Origin of the sequence: Acetivibrio ethanolgignens, assembly GCF_001461035.1 — a bacterium.
GTDB lineage: Bacteria > Bacillota > Clostridia > Lachnospirales > Lachnospiraceae > Velocimicrobium > Velocimicrobium ethanolgignens.
In genome coordinates this window covers 19,364-34,566 of the sequence record NZ_LNAM01000113.1, presented here as the reverse complement: position 1 = coordinate 34,566, position 15,203 = coordinate 19,364, and the positions used below count along the sequence as shown (strand labels likewise).

Annotated in this window: 16 protein-coding genes; 14 read left to right on the top strand and 2 right to left on the bottom strand. The window is 41.4% G+C overall.

The genetic code is table 11. From position 1 onward, the window contains the following. Positions 1 to 2: 2 nt before the first annotated feature. The 12 genes from ASU35_RS06570 to ASU35_RS06515 all read left to right on the top strand — a co-directional run bounded on the left by ASU35_RS06570 (position 3) and on the right by ASU35_RS06515 (position 10,127). A complete protein-coding gene (locus ASU35_RS06570; RefSeq protein WP_058352250.1) occupies positions 3 to 320 on the top strand; it encodes a hypothetical protein in 318 nt (105 codons plus the stop codon). Further along, positions 317 to 1,150 carry a DUF2953 domain-containing protein gene (locus ASU35_RS06565; RefSeq protein WP_058352249.1) on the top strand — a complete coding sequence of 278 codons (834 nt, stop codon included), beginning with the start codon at positions 317 to 319 and terminating at the stop codon, positions 1,148 to 1,150. The genes ASU35_RS06570 and ASU35_RS06565 overlap by 4 nt, the downstream gene beginning before the upstream one ends. After that, on the top strand, positions 1,151 to 1,561 hold the full coding sequence (locus ASU35_RS06560; protein WP_058352248.1) for a GerW family sporulation protein: 411 nt from the start codon (positions 1,151 to 1,153) through the stop codon (positions 1,559 to 1,561). It begins immediately after the preceding gene. A 106-nt stretch (positions 1,562 to 1,667) separates the two neighbouring features. Further along, complete coding sequence (gene rpmB, locus ASU35_RS06555; RefSeq protein ID WP_058352247.1) at positions 1,668 to 1,853, top strand: 50S ribosomal protein L28; 186 nt, start codon at positions 1,668 to 1,670, stop codon at positions 1,851 to 1,853. A 325-nt stretch (positions 1,854 to 2,178) separates the two neighbouring features. After that, positions 2,179 to 2,535 carry an Asp23/Gls24 family envelope stress response protein gene (locus tag ASU35_RS06550; protein ID WP_058352246.1) on the top strand — a complete coding sequence of 119 codons (357 nt, stop codon included), beginning with the start codon at positions 2,179 to 2,181 and terminating at the stop codon, positions 2,533 to 2,535. Positions 2,536 to 2,572: 37 nt separating this feature from the next. Beyond that, a complete protein-coding gene (locus tag ASU35_RS06545) occupies positions 2,573 to 4,243 on the top strand; it encodes a DAK2 domain-containing protein (RefSeq protein ID WP_058352245.1) in 1,671 nt (556 codons plus the stop codon). Between the two features lie 86 nt (positions 4,244 to 4,329). Continuing rightward, complete coding sequence (gene recG, locus ASU35_RS06540) at positions 4,330 to 6,369, top strand: ATP-dependent DNA helicase RecG (RefSeq protein ID WP_058352244.1); 2,040 nt, start codon at positions 4,330 to 4,332, stop codon at positions 6,367 to 6,369. Between the two features lie 24 nt (positions 6,370 to 6,393). Continuing rightward, positions 6,394 to 7,938, top strand: a complete 1,545-nt coding sequence (locus ASU35_RS06535; RefSeq protein WP_058352243.1) for an AAA family ATPase — start codon at positions 6,394 to 6,396, stop codon at positions 7,936 to 7,938. 127 nt (positions 7,939 to 8,065) lie between these two features. Continuing rightward, the gene (locus ASU35_RS06530) at positions 8,066 to 8,266 is read left to right on the top strand and encodes an alpha/beta-type small acid-soluble spore protein (RefSeq protein ID WP_058352263.1); all 201 of its coding nucleotides are present in this window, start codon (positions 8,066 to 8,068) and stop codon (positions 8,264 to 8,266) included. A 127-nt stretch (positions 8,267 to 8,393) separates the two neighbouring features. Next, on the top strand, positions 8,394 to 8,945 hold the full coding sequence (gene rsmD / locus ASU35_RS06525) for a 16S rRNA (guanine(966)-N(2))-methyltransferase RsmD (protein ID WP_058352242.1): 552 nt from the start codon (positions 8,394 to 8,396) through the stop codon (positions 8,943 to 8,945). 28 nt (positions 8,946 to 8,973) lie between these two features. Next, positions 8,974 to 9,456 carry a pantetheine-phosphate adenylyltransferase gene (coaD, locus tag ASU35_RS06520; RefSeq protein ID WP_058352241.1) on the top strand — a complete coding sequence of 161 codons (483 nt, stop codon included), beginning with the start codon at positions 8,974 to 8,976 and terminating at the stop codon, positions 9,454 to 9,456. A gap of 11 nt (positions 9,457 to 9,467) precedes the next feature. Continuing rightward, the gene (locus ASU35_RS06515; RefSeq protein ID WP_058352240.1) at positions 9,468 to 10,127 is read left to right on the top strand and encodes a hypothetical protein; all 660 of its coding nucleotides are present in this window, start codon (positions 9,468 to 9,470) and stop codon (positions 10,125 to 10,127) included. On the opposite strand, the gene ASU35_RS06510 is transcribed toward ASU35_RS06515, so the two are convergent. Both ASU35_RS06510 and ASU35_RS06505 read right to left on the bottom strand, forming a co-directional pair. Next, positions 10,124 to 11,044 (bottom strand): hypothetical protein, encoded by a 921-nt coding sequence (locus tag ASU35_RS06510; protein WP_058352239.1) that lies wholly within the window; start codon positions 11,042 to 11,044, stop codon positions 10,124 to 10,126. The two genes, ASU35_RS06515 and ASU35_RS06510, sit on opposite strands and share 4 nt — an antisense overlap. Positions 11,045 to 11,544: 500 nt before the next feature. Then, positions 11,545 to 12,777 (bottom strand): nucleotidyltransferase, encoded by a 1,233-nt coding sequence (locus ASU35_RS06505; RefSeq protein ID WP_058352238.1) that lies wholly within the window; start codon positions 12,775 to 12,777, stop codon positions 11,545 to 11,547. Between the two features lie 161 nt (positions 12,778 to 12,938). On the opposite strand from ASU35_RS06505, the gene pta reads away from it, so the two are divergent. Together pta and ASU35_RS06495 are read left to right on the top strand one after the other, a co-directional pair. Further along, a complete protein-coding gene (pta, locus tag ASU35_RS06500; RefSeq protein WP_058352237.1) occupies positions 12,939 to 13,931 on the top strand; it encodes a phosphate acetyltransferase in 993 nt (330 codons plus the stop codon). Positions 13,932 to 13,968: 37 nt separating this feature from the next. Beyond that, on the top strand, positions 13,969 to 15,162 hold the full coding sequence (locus ASU35_RS06495) for an acetate/propionate family kinase (RefSeq protein WP_058352236.1): 1,194 nt from the start codon (positions 13,969 to 13,971) through the stop codon (positions 15,160 to 15,162). Positions 15,163 to 15,203 lie beyond the last annotated feature (41 nt).

Below are 15,203 nucleotides of genomic sequence, written 5' to 3'. Positions count from 1 at the left end.
GTATGATAAAATGGTGTGAAAGACTGTATATGGACGAAGAGGTTGGAAAGAAGCCGGATAAATGGAAGAGGAAGGTAGAACAGGGAAAGCTTACTCTGGATTTATACTGTGTCTGTGCTGCTTCTAATCCAGACAATCTGTTTGATATCATCGGCTGCAATGAGCTTTTGTTCCGATACTATAAAAGCAGGGAGCTGATAGTTTTGGGACTTGCAAAAAGCCAGTATGGAGCAGAGCTTTTGGTACAGGAAATGGTGGAGGACATGCTGAAGGCATTAGGAACTCTTGATGTAAAAGAATATTTCGGATTGGATAGGTGAGAGCGATATTACGGATACTATGGATTTTACTGAGTATAATAGGAATTATCCTGGCGTTTATCCTTTTACTTCTTTTACTGGTGTTATTCGTACCGGTACGCTACCGGGTCTATGGAAGAAAGAAAGAGGATATGTATGCTAAAGGACAGGTAAGCTGGCTTTGGCATTTAATTCATGCTTCATTTCTTTATGAAAATGAAAAATTAAAGGTAGTATTCCGCATTTTTGGAATTCCAATAACCAGATTTTCCTTGCTGGAAGAGGATGTGAAGGAAACTGTTGAGGAAAGTGTGGAAGTGGTAAAGCAAGAGGCAGAGAAGATAGCTTCGGAAGTCGGAGTGGTGCCTGAAGAGGTAAAAGAGGAGCCTCCGGCTGAGGTTATTACGATGGAAAAGCGGGCAGAAGAGCCAAAGCCGCTGAAGAAGCAAAAGATAAAAACAGAAAAAAAGAAGTGGAACATAGTCAAGGCTGTAGAAGTGGTAAAGCAGTTCTGGCAGGAAAATAAGGCAGCTATCAAGGTTATATTGCAAAAAGCAGTAGCTATGCTAAAAGCACTGCTTCCCAAAAAGGTGGAGGGAACCATCTGGTTTGGTAGCGGGGATCCGTGTACCACCGGTGAGCTTACTGGTGCCTTGGCGGTGCTATATGGCTTTTATGGCGATAAGCTCCAGCTTTATCCGGATTTTACCCAGGCTGTATTTATGGGGGAACTTTTTATCGTAGGAAGAATCCGTCTATTTACATTTTTAAGGATTTGTATTACAGTAGTACTAGATAAAGATGTACGGCGGCTGATAAAAAATATTAAAAACATAAAGGAGGATTTATAAATGGCAGATAATAATACTTTTAACGCAAATGTTGAGTCTTTATTTAAAGGAATGGATGCTTTTCTGACTACTAAGACGGTGGTGGGAGATGTGATTAAATTTGATGATGGTACGATTGTTCTTCCTTTGGTAGACGTATCCTTTGGTGTCGGTGCTGGTGCCTTTGTAGAGAATGCAAAGCAGAACAGCGGCGGCGGTATGGGTGGAAGGATGACACCAAGCTCAGTGTTGGTTATTAAAGACGGCTGTACTAAGCTAGTAAATGTAAAGAACCAGGATGCCGTGACCAAGGTGCTTGATATGGTGCCGGACTTGGTGAATAAATTTACAAAGAAGGATACGACAATGGAGAATCCAGAAGTAGCAAAAACAGTAGAAAATATTGTAAGCCCAGAGAATGACAAAGAATAATTGAAAAAAAATGAAAAAAGACTTGCATTCTTGGAAAGTTTTTGATAGAATGTTTTTGTTTGATGTATGGAATCCATACAATATATGGCTAAGGAGGTGCGTTTCAATGGCTAAATGTGCAATTTGTGAAAAAGGTGCTCACTTTGGAATTCAGGTAAGTCACTCACATAGAAGAAACAACAAGATGTGGAAATCTAACGTAAAGTCCGTTAAGGTTAAGACAAATGGAGGAGCTAAGAAGATGTATGTTTGTACTTCTTGCTTAAGATCCGGACTTGTAGAGCGTGCTTAATCAGGAAAAGCAGGTTAGACATGAGGGTGTCAAAAAGAGGCAGAATGACTCTTTTTACACCCTTTTTTAGCAGGAAGAAAATAAATAATACCCGAGCAACAGACAAAAAATAATAATGAATAGGCAGAGAATGCCATTCCGAATGAAGAGCATGATAAGCATACCAAAGGCAATCCAGAGGAGAATGAATCCAATCAGATGCTTCAAGGAAATCCCTCCTAATGGTTCTATAAAATATTATATGCAAATTAGATTTATGTATTTCTTTTTTTCGGAAAAAAGGGTATAATAATGACAATAAATATATATGTGGAGGTTGGTTAATATGAAAGGACATATGAGTACAAATATGGGCGACATCCTGATTGATGGCGAAGTTCTGGCTCAATATGCCGGTTCAGCAGCAGTGGAGTGCTTCGGTGTAGTAGGCATGGCATCTGTAAATATGAAGGATGGCCTTGTTAAGCTGTTAAAAAGGGAAAGTATTAGCCATGGTGTAAATGTTGTAATAGAGGGAAATAAAATATGGATTGATTTACACATTATTGTAGTCTATGGAGTAAGTATTTCGGCAGTAGCAGAAAATTTAATCAGCAACGTGAAATACAAGGTAGAGGAATTTACCGGTTTAGCGGTTGAAAAGATTAATATTTTAGTAGAAGGCGTTAGAGTAGTAGATTAGGCTTTGCCAAGGATTTACTTTTAAGGAGGAACAACCAGTGGTTATACAAACAATTGATGGTAAGATGCTTCAGAAGATGTTTTTGGCAGGAGCAAAGAATATTGAGGCGAAAAAAGAATATATTAATGAGCTGAATGTTTTCCCGGTGCCCGATGGAGATACCGGAACGAATATGACACTTACAATTATGGCGGCTGCAAAGGAAGTCAGTGCTATTACAGAACCTGCTATTCCGGTTCTTGCAAAGGCGATTTCCAGTGGCTCTCTGCGTGGTGCAAGAGGAAATTCAGGTGTCATTTTATCTCAGCTGTTTCGGGGCTTTACCAAAGAAATCAAGGAATATGATACCATTAATGTAGAAATTATGAGCCGTGCCTTTGAACGTGCGGTAGAGACTGCATACAAGGCAGTTATGAAGCCGAAAGAGGGAACCATTCTTACCGTAGCAAAGGGTGGAGCAAAGAAGGCAGCAGAAATGGCAGAACAGACAGATGATTTGGTCTATTTTTGTGATGAAGTATTAAAATATATGGAGGAAGTGCTTTCTAAGACACCGGAGATGCTTCCGGTATTAAAGGAGGCAGGCGTTGTAGATTCCGGTGGACAGGGACTTTTGACTGTACTTCAGGGAGCTTATGATGCACTTCTTGGCAAAGAGGTAGTTTTTGAGGCTGCACCTGCAAAGACGATTGGTGCAACTGTAAGCAGTGGAGAGGTATCTACTGCAGATATCAAATTTGGATATTGTACCGAATTTATCATTATGCTGGAAAAGGAATATACAGCAGAGACAGAGCTGGCATTTAAGGCATATTTAGAGTCTATCGGTGATTCTATTGTAGTAGTATCGGATGATGATGTTGTAAAAGTACATGTACACACGAACGATCCGGGACTTGCAATTCAGAGAGCCTTGACCTATGGTTCTTTGACAAATATGAAGATTGACAATATGCGGGAAGAGCATAATGAAAAGGTAATCCGTGAAGCAGAAAAGGCGGCGGCAAAACAGGCCGAGGCTGGGCAGACCCAAAGGGAGGAGCCAAGAAAGGAAACCGGATTTATCAGTGTATCTATTGGAGAGGGAATCAATGAAATCTTCAAGGGACTTGGTGTAGACTATATTATTGAGGGTGGTCAGACCATGAACCCAAGTACGGATGATATGCTGACAGCCATTGAAGCAGTAAATGCAAATAATATTTTCATTTTCCCAAATAATAAGAATATTATTCTTGCAGCAGAGCAGGCGATGCATCTGACAAAGGATAAAAATATTATTGTGATTCCTTCTAAGACTGTGCCACAGGGTATTGCTGCTATCATCAACTTTATCGCAGAGAAGCCAATCGAAGAAAATAAAAAGCGAATGTTGGATGCTATGGGCGGTATTAAGTCTGGTCAGGTGACTTATGCAGTCAGGGATACCAGTATTGATGGAAAGACCATCAAGGAAAATGACTTCATGGGTATTGGTGATTCCGGTATTTTAGCGGTAGGCCAGGATATGAAGGATACAACTTTAGAGCTGATTGACTGCCTGGTGGAAGAGGATTCTGAGCTTGTTAGTCTGTATTATGGCTCAGATGTAGATGAGGTACAGGCAGAGGAGCTGGCAGAGCTAATTGAAAAAAAATATCCAGAGCTTGAAGTAGAAGTAAATCAGGGCGGACAGCCAATTTATTACTATGTATTATCAGTAGAATAGACAACGTAAGAGAAAGCTGCTGCAAAGGAAAGTTTGCAGCAGCTTTTTTTCGAACAGAGAATTTTTGGTAGGAAAGGAATAGAAGAATGGAGCTGACAGACCGCATAGATGTGGTAAAAGGAATTGGTGAAAAGACGGAAAAGCTGTTTGCAAAATTAAATATTTTTACAATAGAGGAGCTTTTAGAGCATTATCCAAGAGGCTATGAGACCTATGGAGAAATACTTTCCGTAGCCCAGCTGAAAATTGGTGAAACTGCGGTAATCGAGGCATCTTTAGTGGCTGCACCGGTTCTTCGTCGTGTGAGAGGTCTTACAATTCTTACCTGTCGTGTTCGGGACGGGAGTGGTGATATTATGCTTACCTGGTTTAATATGCCTTTTTTAAAGAATACCCTGAAGCCGGGAGTAAAATATCTGTTCCGTGGCATGATTTCCCGTAAAAATGGCAGCCTTACGATGGAACAGCCTAAAATTCTTACAAAAGAAGAGTATTTTAACAGAAAAAATCTTTTACAGCCTATTTACCCCTTGACGCAGGGGCTTACCAATCATGCGGTCACAAAGGCAGTGGGACAGGCTCTAAAGGAAACGGATTTAACGGGGGACTATCTTCCTTACGAGCTTCGTCGGGATTACAATCTGATGGATAGAAAGGCTGCCCTTAAGGAGATTCATTTTCCAAAGGGAGAACAAACGATGCTTGCGGCACGAAGAAGAATCGTTTTCGATGAATTTTTCCTTTTTTCCCTGGCGATGAATCAGCTGAAAACACAAAAGGAAAAAAAAGTAAGCAGCTTTGTTATGAAACCAGTAGAAGAATGTCGGAGGCTTGTTGGTTCTCTTCCGTACCAGCTTACGAATGCTCAGAAAAAGGTATGGCAGGACTTGCAGCAGGATTTTCAGAGTGGAACGGTGGCTAACCGCTTGATTCAGGGAGATGTAGGTTCTGGAAAAACGATTCTGGCCATTCTGGCTCTTTTAATGGCAGTAAAAAATGGCTTTCAGGGGGCCCTGATGGTTCCGACAGAGGTTTTAGCACAGCAGCATTTTGAAAATGTAAAACATGCCTTAGAACCCTTTGGAGTACATATAGGTCTGCTGTGCGGCTCTATGACGGCAAAAGAGAAAAGGACGGTATATGAAGGAATTAGGGAGCAGAATATTGATATTGTAATCGGAACCCATGCTTTGATTCAGGAAAAGGTCGAATATAAAAGGCTGGGGCTGGTAATTACCGATGAACAGCACCGATTTGGTGTACGGCAGCGGCAGCAGCTGGCTGAAAAGGGAGAGGAGCCGCACATTCTGGTTATGAGTGCAACACCAATACCGAGAACTCTGGCTATTATCCTTTATGGTGATTTGGATTTGTCTGTTCTTGATGAGCTTCCAGCCAATCGGTTGCCAATTAAAAACTGTGTTGTGAATGAAAATTACAGGCCTACGGCCTACAAGTTTATTGAAAAAGAGACTGCAAAGGGGCATCAGGCTTATATTATCTGTCCAATGGTAGAGGAAAGTGAAAATATTGAGGCAGAAAATGTAATTGATTATACAGAAAATTTAAGGACTATGCTGCCGCCTTATCTTGTGGTAGAATATCTTCATGGGAAGATGAAACCGAAGGAAAAAAACGAAATTATGGAACGCTTTGCTTCTGGGGAGATACAGGTTTTGGTATCTACGACCGTTGTTGAGGTTGGTGTAGATGTAAAAAACGCAACGGTAATGATGATTGAGAATGCAGAACGCTTTGGACTGGCACAGCTGCATCAGCTGCGTGGCCGTGTTGGAAGAGGAAAGGATCAGTCTTACTGTATTTTAATGAGTAATGCTGAAAATAGGGAAACAAAAAAACGGCTGGAAATTATGAATCAGTCGAATGATGGATTTTTTATCGCTGGTGAGGATTTGAAGCTTCGGGGACCAGGAGATCTTTTTGGAATCCGCCAGAGCGGTATGCTGGAGTTTAAGATGGCAGATATATTTAATGATGCGGCAATTTTAAAGGAAGCAGCTTTGGCTGCCGGAAGGGTTAGTGAAAAGGATATTGGGCTGATGCTAAAAAAACATACAGGCCTTAAAAATAAGCTTCTGGCTTATGGAACAGATTTAAGCTTATAGAAGCTTATGGGAGGAGGAGAAAGGATGGCGTCATATTCGAATGATACGCTGATTGATCTTGCAAGAAAGAACTACGAGCGGCTGACAGCTTATTGTAGTCTTTTGGACGAAGAGGGGTATTGGAAACAGCCACAGCAGGTGCTAAAGCATTCTGTGCAGGAGTTTTTGGATTTATATCTGCAGGCAGTGCTAATCAGCTTTGCTATGGAATGCAACCGCCTGGAGGAAAAGGAAAAGGAATTTATTCAGGAGATTCCGAAGCATAATATGATTGATTTGAACCTTTGGGAAGAGAAAAATGATGAAATTTCAAAAAAGCTAAAGGCGGCATTGAATTCACCTCCGATTCTTTTGCAGCTGTGCGGTGTCCGGGATACAGAGCAGGAATCAGATATTTCAGCCTACTTTTTCGACAATTTTTTAAATATTCTTTTGAGTATGGCGAATTTGGACAATAAGAGGAACAATGAAAGCAATGGCTTTATCCAGAGGTATTATGAAACGGTTTCCGCCTTTCTTAATCAGAATAGAGTGCAGGAGCTTATCAATCCAAGATATATGTTCCGAAAGATAAGCAGTGACCGCTTTGAATGTGAACTGCAAAAAATAAAGGAAGAGGAACGGCAGCAGAAGGCAGAGATATCTGCTGGTGCCTTAAGCCAGCTGTATCAGATGGAAAAGTCAGAAGCAGAAGAGCCGATACAGGAAGAAAAAAGAGCTGCTCCAAAGGAAGAGGCCGAGGAGAAAGAAGCTTCCCGGCTGGAGGAATATCTGGCAGAGCTAAATGCTTTGGTAGGCTTAAAAGAGGTAAAAATGGAAATCAATTCCCTGATTAATCTGATTAAGGTGCGGAAAATGAGGGAAAGCTTTCATATGCCAGCGATGGAGATGTCTTACCATATGGTATTTACCGGAGAACCAGGGACGGGAAAGACAACCGTTGCTCGTCTGGTGGCTAAGATTTATAAGGAGCTGGGAATTTTATCTAAGGGTACTCTGGTAGAAACAGACCGCTCTGGATTGGTAGCTGGTTATGTAGGACAGACAGCCATTAAGGTAAAGGAGGTCTGTGAAAAGGCAATCGGAGGTGTCCTTTTTATTGATGAGGCATATGCTCTAACCGGCGGTGTGCAAAATGATTTTGGTGGAGAAGCTATTGATACGCTGGTAAAGGTTATGGAGGACCACCGCGATGACCTGGTTGTGATTGTAGCAGGCTACCGTAAAGAAATGAAGGAGTTTTTAGCATCAAATACCGGACTGGTTTCCCGCTTTAATAAATTTATTGATTTTGCAGATTATACGATAGAAGAACTTCTTGACATTTTAAGTGTAATGGCAGTTAAGGCAGGAGTTGAGCTGGATAAAAAGGCTGTGTATTATGTAAGAAAAAGATTGGAAGAATTTGAAAGAGAGGATTTTCGGTGTTTTGGCAATGCCCGAGGTATCCGCAATCTTTTTGAAAAAATCATGGTAAATCAAGCCAATCGAATTGTTACCTATGAAGCACCAACATTGGAGCAGTTAAAGCAGGTGCTTTTTGAGGACGTTGAAAAATGTAATTTTTAAATATTCTGGAAACCATTTCATGTGTAAAAAAGTGTGGGACCACAGATACTAAGGACGTAACAAACAACAAAATCAATTATCTGGAGAAGGAGAGATAGTTTCCAGATAAGAAATGGAGGAGTTTATTATGGCTAGTAAAAACAGAGTTGAGGTTCCTGAAGCAAAGGCTGCTATGGACAAGTTTAAGTTTGAGGTAGCATCTGAAATCGGAGTACCGTTAAAACAGGGCTACAATGGCGATTTGACAGCACGTCAGAACGGTAGTGTTGGCGGTATGATGGTAAAGAAAATGATTGCTGAACAGGAAAAGAAAATGGTTGGACAGTAGGTCCGAAGACTTTGGGTGGGGAAATGGTAAATTTCCCCACTCTTTTTTTCTTTTTTCTATTGAAATATTGGTGGGTTTGCAATATACTTGAAGATGATTGAAGATTTTTAGATAGAGTGAGGTTACTATGAGAGTTATTGCAGGAACGGCAAGAAGAATCCCCTTAATTACACCGCCGGGGCTTTTTACAAGGCCCACGACAGATCGTATAAAGGAAACCTTATTCAATATGTTACAAAGTGAGCTGTGTGACTGCAGATTTCTGGATCTTTTTAGTGGCAGCGGTGCTATTGGTATTGAGGCATTAAGCCGTGGGGCTGGAGAGTGCGTTTTTGTAGAGCAGGATAAAAAGGCTTTAGAGTGTATCAGGGAAAATTTAAAAAAAACAAGGCTGGAGTCTAAGGCACAGGTGGTGCCAATGGATATTATGTCAGCTTTTGCCTTCCTAGAAGGGAAAAAGGCCTTTGACATCGTATTTATGGATCCACCCTACAGACAGGATTTTGAAAAAAGGGTACTTGCTTACTTAAAAAACAGTCAATTAATAACGGAGGAAAGCCTTATTATTTTTGAGGCTTCTTTAGAAACAACAATTGATGATGTGGAAGAATTGGGATTTATCATTGAGAAGGTAAAAGAGTATAAAACCAACAAGCATATCTTTGTGAGGCTAAGCTGAAACTGCCTTGTATAGAATGGAGGAAATTATGAAAATTGGTGTTTACCCTGGAAGTTTTGATCCAGTTACCTTCGGTCATCTGGATATTATTGAACGTTCTGCAAAGCTGTTTGATAAGCTCTATATTGGCGTATTAAATAACAGTGCTAAAAAATCCATGTTCACTGCCGAGGAAAGAGTGGAATTGATTCGTGAGGTTACAAAGGATATTACCAACGTTGTAGTTGATTCCTTTGATGGTCTTTTGGCAGAATATGTAGAAGTAATCGGTGCAGATGCCATTGTAAGAGGACTTCGGGCGGTTACTGACTTTGAATATGAGATTCAGATTGCTCAGATGAATCATGCCCTGAATCCGAGAGTGGATACGATTTATCTTACCACAAGTACGCAGTATGCGTATTTAAGCTCCAGCATTGTAAAGGAAATTGCAATGTACCATGGAGATGTAACAAAATTTGTACCGGAAGCGGTTGCGTATAAATTAAAAGAAAAAGCAAATAAGAGATAGGAGTTGTATGTATGGGTACCAGCAGAATAGAGCAGTCAATAGAGGATATTTATGAATTTATTGAAGGCTGCAGACCACAGCCATTATCCAGTAATAAGGTAATTGTGCCGAAGGATGAGCTGTATGATTTATTGGACGAGCTTCGTCTTCGTACACCAGATGAAATCAAGAGATACCGGAAGGTATTACAGAATAGAGAAGCCATTATGGCTGATGCAGAGGAAAGGGCTGCGAATATCATTGAAGAGACGAAAAAGCGTTCTGAGGCATTGGTGAATGAGTCAGAGATTATGCAGCAGGCCTTTGAACAGGCAAACCAGGTTGTCACACAGGCGACAGAGGAGGCCAGGAGAATTTTAGAAGAGGCAAATGCAGAGGCAGACCAGATTCGCATGGGAGCTCTTTCTTACACCAATGATCTTCTTTCCAATGCAGAGCAAGCCTTATCTACTGCTTATGAGGGAGCAATGAACCACTATCAGGGACTTACCCAGATGCTTAAGGATAGCCTTACTGTGGTTCAGAATAATCGTGCAGAGCTTGGTATGGATCCAGCAGCTGGAGCAGTACAAGATTCCGATGGTATACAGCTGGGTGATGGAGAAGAGGACGCTTTCAATATGGAAGAGTTTAATTTTGATGCAGATACCTTTTTAGAGGATATTGACTAGAAAAAATACACCAGAATACATAGCCCTGTGCAGATGATTGCTGCCAGGGCTTTATATTTCAGGTATGTCCAGATAGACAGTCCCGAGCCGGAAATCACACTATTGGTCTGGGCTGCACTGGAAAAACCGCCAAAGGTAGTAAGGGCCAGTGTCAGGGTAGAAAGCAGGGATTTAGGCAGGGAAAGCTCGGTCAGATAACGGATACCGGTTGTAATTTCCAGAAAACCGATCAGTACACCCTTTGCCACTGGAGCTATCGGGAGAAAGGCTGATATCAGGGAAGCCAGAATCGAAAAAAGAAGGATATAGCCTCCGATTTTTGTGATGATGATAAATCCAGTCATAATGGAAGTATCCAAGGCTGGGAAAAAGCTAGTATTTGCCTTGGCATCTGTTGACAGAGAATTTATAAGTCCTTTTGGATTTATTTTTTTACTTTTTAGTGCATTGCAATGAAACAAATAAAACAGACCACCACTAAAAAAGGTGGATCCGTAAAAAAGCAGGAGAGGAAGCCAAAGGGAGCTTTTTATCGAAAGGGACTGTAAAAGCAGGTAGTTTAATACGAACATGGGACTTGCATTGTTACAAAAGGATAGATAAAATTGAGCCTGTACCTGACTAAGCCTGCCGGTACGAAGCATATCGGCACAGGCCTTTGCACCTACAGGATAGCCAGATAGAAGGCCAGTAAATACTGGATAAAAAAAAGATGGAAACAGCTCTGGAATATGAAGCTCCATGCAAAGATTTGTAGTAATTAAAAAGGGCAGAAGGGTAGGAAGAACAATCTGAAACCATAGCTTTAAGCCGCTTTTTGCACCTGTCAAAACCTCTGCGGGAAATATAAAAAGCAGCAGTAAAAGAAAAAGACAGGCAAGAGAAGAGGGTGAAAAAAGCTGGCGAAAAGACTTCATAACAGACTTCCTTAAAAGCAATTAATACAATGTATGCCGGACCCTCATTATTTTATTCAATAAGAAGTAAAAATTAAATGTTTCCTGTCTCTTTCGCGAGAGAACCACCCAAGGTGGACTGTATATCAGATGAAAACAAGCCGAAAACTTTTTAGCCGCTCTAGACAGGCTTTTTCATAAAGTCCCGATAAAACCGCAGTAATTGCAACTCGGTATGTTCTATAAAAGAAGGATAGAACATACCTCAGACATCCGATTACTGCGGTTAGGTTTTACTCAAAAGCCTGTAAGAGCGGCACAAAAGTTTGCGAAGCTTGTGTTCACCCTGATATACAGTCTCCTTGGGTTGTCCTACCGTTGAAAAGACAGGAATCATAACATCTTTAGAAACGATTTTCCTAAAATTCCGGTTTTTGCGAGCGAAAGCGATGAATTTATTTTGCTGATACACAGGATATTAGGAAATTTTCTAAATAAGAATTCTATATAAAAGCTTCATATTATCGTATAATAATCGGGGCCCGGTAATCATCCTTTAACCGGGTTCCAAACTTTTTGCTGACAATATGGTTGTAAAGCCGGGTAGCCTTTACCGTAAGCTCCCAGTAAGGAAGAGAGGAGGGTGGTAGCTGTGAAACAGCATCAGCCGGCTTTGTAATAATTGGAACCGCCGTATGGAGGTTCTTTTTATTTAAGAGGAGACTGGATTCTCTCTTAAGACCTAAAAGACGCAGGTAAGGAAGGGTGTCCGGCAGGTCATACATATCCAGAAGAATATGCAGAAAGCAACGATAAATCCGTGTCAGAGTGTACTGACGGGATTTGATTTTAGCAGCATAGGAGGAGAAGCTTTCATATTCCTCTAACAGATTCTTCATCCGGAAGGCAAGCTCTGAGCTCATATCTGCATATTTAGCAAGGCTCTGGGAATCTTCGCTTAATAGCTTGTAGTAAAGAAGGCTTGAAAAGTCATCTTCTGTAATAGGAAAGGAGACCTGATATTTACGTTCCATAAGGGAAAGAGCAGCCTCCGGTACATTTTTCTTTAACTGTGAAAAAATCTTTTCTTTATTGACAGAATCAGTGATGCAGCTACGGAGAGCCGTTGCAGAGTTAAAAGAGGAGCCGGAGTGAAAGCTGTCATGGTATTCCATACCGGTCCGCTGCAGTACAAAGGGTTCTATTGGGCTTTCGAGCTGATAGAGAGCCTTTAGATATTCAAGACCTAATAATGTGTTAGGGCTTGAGAGCAAGGCTTCCGTTTCGGAGGAGGGATTTCCGAGGTAGGTAAGAAGGGCTGTCATCCTGGCCTTTGGATAGGACATGCCATTTTTAATATTTTCTTTAAGGAGTGAAGAAACCTCCTGTGGCTCCTCTGCAAGAAGCTTAGCCAGCTTCTTCATTTCTAAGAGGCTGGTGCTTTCACTGCCAAAGCAAAGACAGTCGATGAAGCCCAGGGTATGGAGGCTTTCTACCGCACCGCGGGCAAACCCCTCTGCACTGGACAGACTGTAGGAGAGCGGAAGCTCAAAAACAAGGTCAGCACCGTATTCCAGAGCGATGGAAGTACGGGTATACTTATCTATAATGGCAGGAGTTCCCCGTTGAACATAATTGCCGCTCATGATAACGACAGCTGTGTCAGCACCAGTCAGCTCCTTGGCCTTTTCGATATGATAGCGGTGGCCGTTGTGGAAGGGATTGTATTCGGTAATTAATCCTACGGTTTTCATGGAAGGCTCCTCCTTTGATTCTTATTTTTTAAAGTATACCACACTTAAAAGTATTTATAAATCTTAAAAAATGTTATAAATAAAAATTTCCCCTTGTATGGGTGAAAAATATGGACTATAATAAATCTGAATGTAAAATAATCATAAAAGGAGTGTTTAACTTGGGATTTATTAATGGAATTAAAGAAAAAGCAAGACAGAACAGAAAGACTATCGTACTGCCGGAGGCAGAAGACATCCGTACTCTTCAGGCAGCAGCCCAGATTCAGAAGGAGGACATTGCTGACTTAGTTCTGATTGGTAAGGAAGCAGATGTTAAGAAGCTGGCAGGAGATCTGGATATCTCCAAGGCTAAGATTGTAGACCCGGAGACCTCTGATAAGCTTGAGGCCTATGTAGATTTGTTTGTTGAATTGAGAAAGAAAAAAGGCATGACACCAGAGGAGGCACGCAGAATCCTGACGACTGATTATACATATTATGGTGTTATTATGGTAAAGGCTGGCGATGCAGATGGTATGGTATCCGGTGCATGTCATTCTACCGCAGATACTTTAAGACCATCTCTTCAGATTTTAAAGACAGCACCTGGGACCAAGCTGGTAAGTGCTTTCTTTATCATGGTAGTTCCAGACTGTGAGCTGGGTGCAAATGGAACCTTTGTATTTGCTGACTGTGGTCTTAACCAGAATCCAAACCCAGAAGAGCTGGCAGCTATCGCAGGCTCCTCTGCACAGAGCTTCCAGGCTTTAGTTGGAGAGGAACCATTAGTAGCTATGCTTTCCCACTCTACCAAGGGCAGTGCAAAGCATGCGGATGTTGATAAGGTAGTAGAGGCAACAAAAATTGCCCAGGCTGACTATCCTCAGTATAAGATTGAAGGTGAGTGCCAGCTAGATGCTGCTATTGTTCCTTCTGTAGGTGCTTCCAAGGCTCCTGGCAGCGAGGTTGCAGGTAAGGCTAATGTCTTGGTATTCCCAGATCTGGATGCTGGAAATATCGGCTATAAGCTGGTACAAAGACTTGCAAAGGCAGAGGCTTATGGCCCAATTACCCAGGGTATCGCAAAGCCGGTTAACGACTTATCCCGCGGCTGCTCTGCAGAGGATATTGTAGGTGTTGTAGCTATTACAGCTGTTCAGGCAGCTTTATAATAGAAAACGAAAATATTAGAGAAAAAAGAGGTAAAAAATGAACGTATTAGTTATTAATTGCGGAAGCTCTTCCTTAAAGTATCAGTTAATCAATATGGAAGATGAAAGTGTATTGGCAAAGGGTTTATGTGAAAGAATTGGTATCGAAGGCTCAAAGCTGACTCATTCTCCAGCTGGCAAGGACAAGCTGGTTATTGAGCAGCCAATGCCGGATCATCAGGTGGCTGTTAAGCTGGTACTGGATGCTCTGGTGGATGAAAAGGCAGGCGTTATTAAGGATATTAAAGAAATCTCTGCTGTAGGACATCGTGTTCTGCATGGCGGAAAGTACTACAGTGATTCTATCGTTGTAAATGAGGATGTAAAGAAGGTTATCAAGGATTGCTTTGATTTAGGACCTCTTCACAATCCTGCAAACTTAATCGGTATCAATGCCTGCGAGGCTGCTATGCCAGGTACTCCTCAGGTTGCTGTATTTGATACTGCTTTCCATCAGACAATGCCGGAGAAGGCATATATGTATGCAATTCCTCATGAATATTATGAGAAATACAGCATTCGTCGCTATGGCTTCCATGGAACCAGCCACAGCTTTGTTTCCAAAAAGCTTTTAGAGATTAGTGGCTTGGATGCAAACAACTCTAAGGTTATCGTATGTCATCTGGGTAATGGTGCCAGCGTATCTGCCGTTGTAAATGGTAAGTGTGTAGATACCAGCATGGGTCTGACTCCATTAGAGGGTCTTATTATGGGAACCAGAAGTGGTGACTTAGATCCTGCTATTGTTGAGTTTATTGCAAATAAAGAAGGCCTGACTGTAAGTGAGATGCTGAATGTATTAAATAAAAAATCTGGTGTATTAGGTATGTCTGGTGGCGTTTCCAGCGACTTTAGAGATCTGGATAAGGCTGCTTTAGAAGGAAATGAGCTGGCTAAGCTGGCACTGGAGGCTTTCGTATATAGAGTAGCAAAATACATTGGTGCTTATACTGCAGCTATGAATGGTGTAGATGCCATTGCCTTTACTGCTGGTCTGGGGGAGAATGATAAGACAACCAGAAAGAATATTGTTTCCTACCTTGGTTATCTGGGAGCAAAACTTGATGAGGAAAGAAACAATATCCGTGGAGAGGAAGCTTTAATTTCTGCAGATGACTCTAAGGTTAAGCTGTATGTTATCCCAACCAATGAGGAGCTGGCTATTGCAAGAGAGACAGTAGCATTAATCTAGTTTAGAGTTTTGATAAAAAAGAGGTTGACAAATACTTTCTA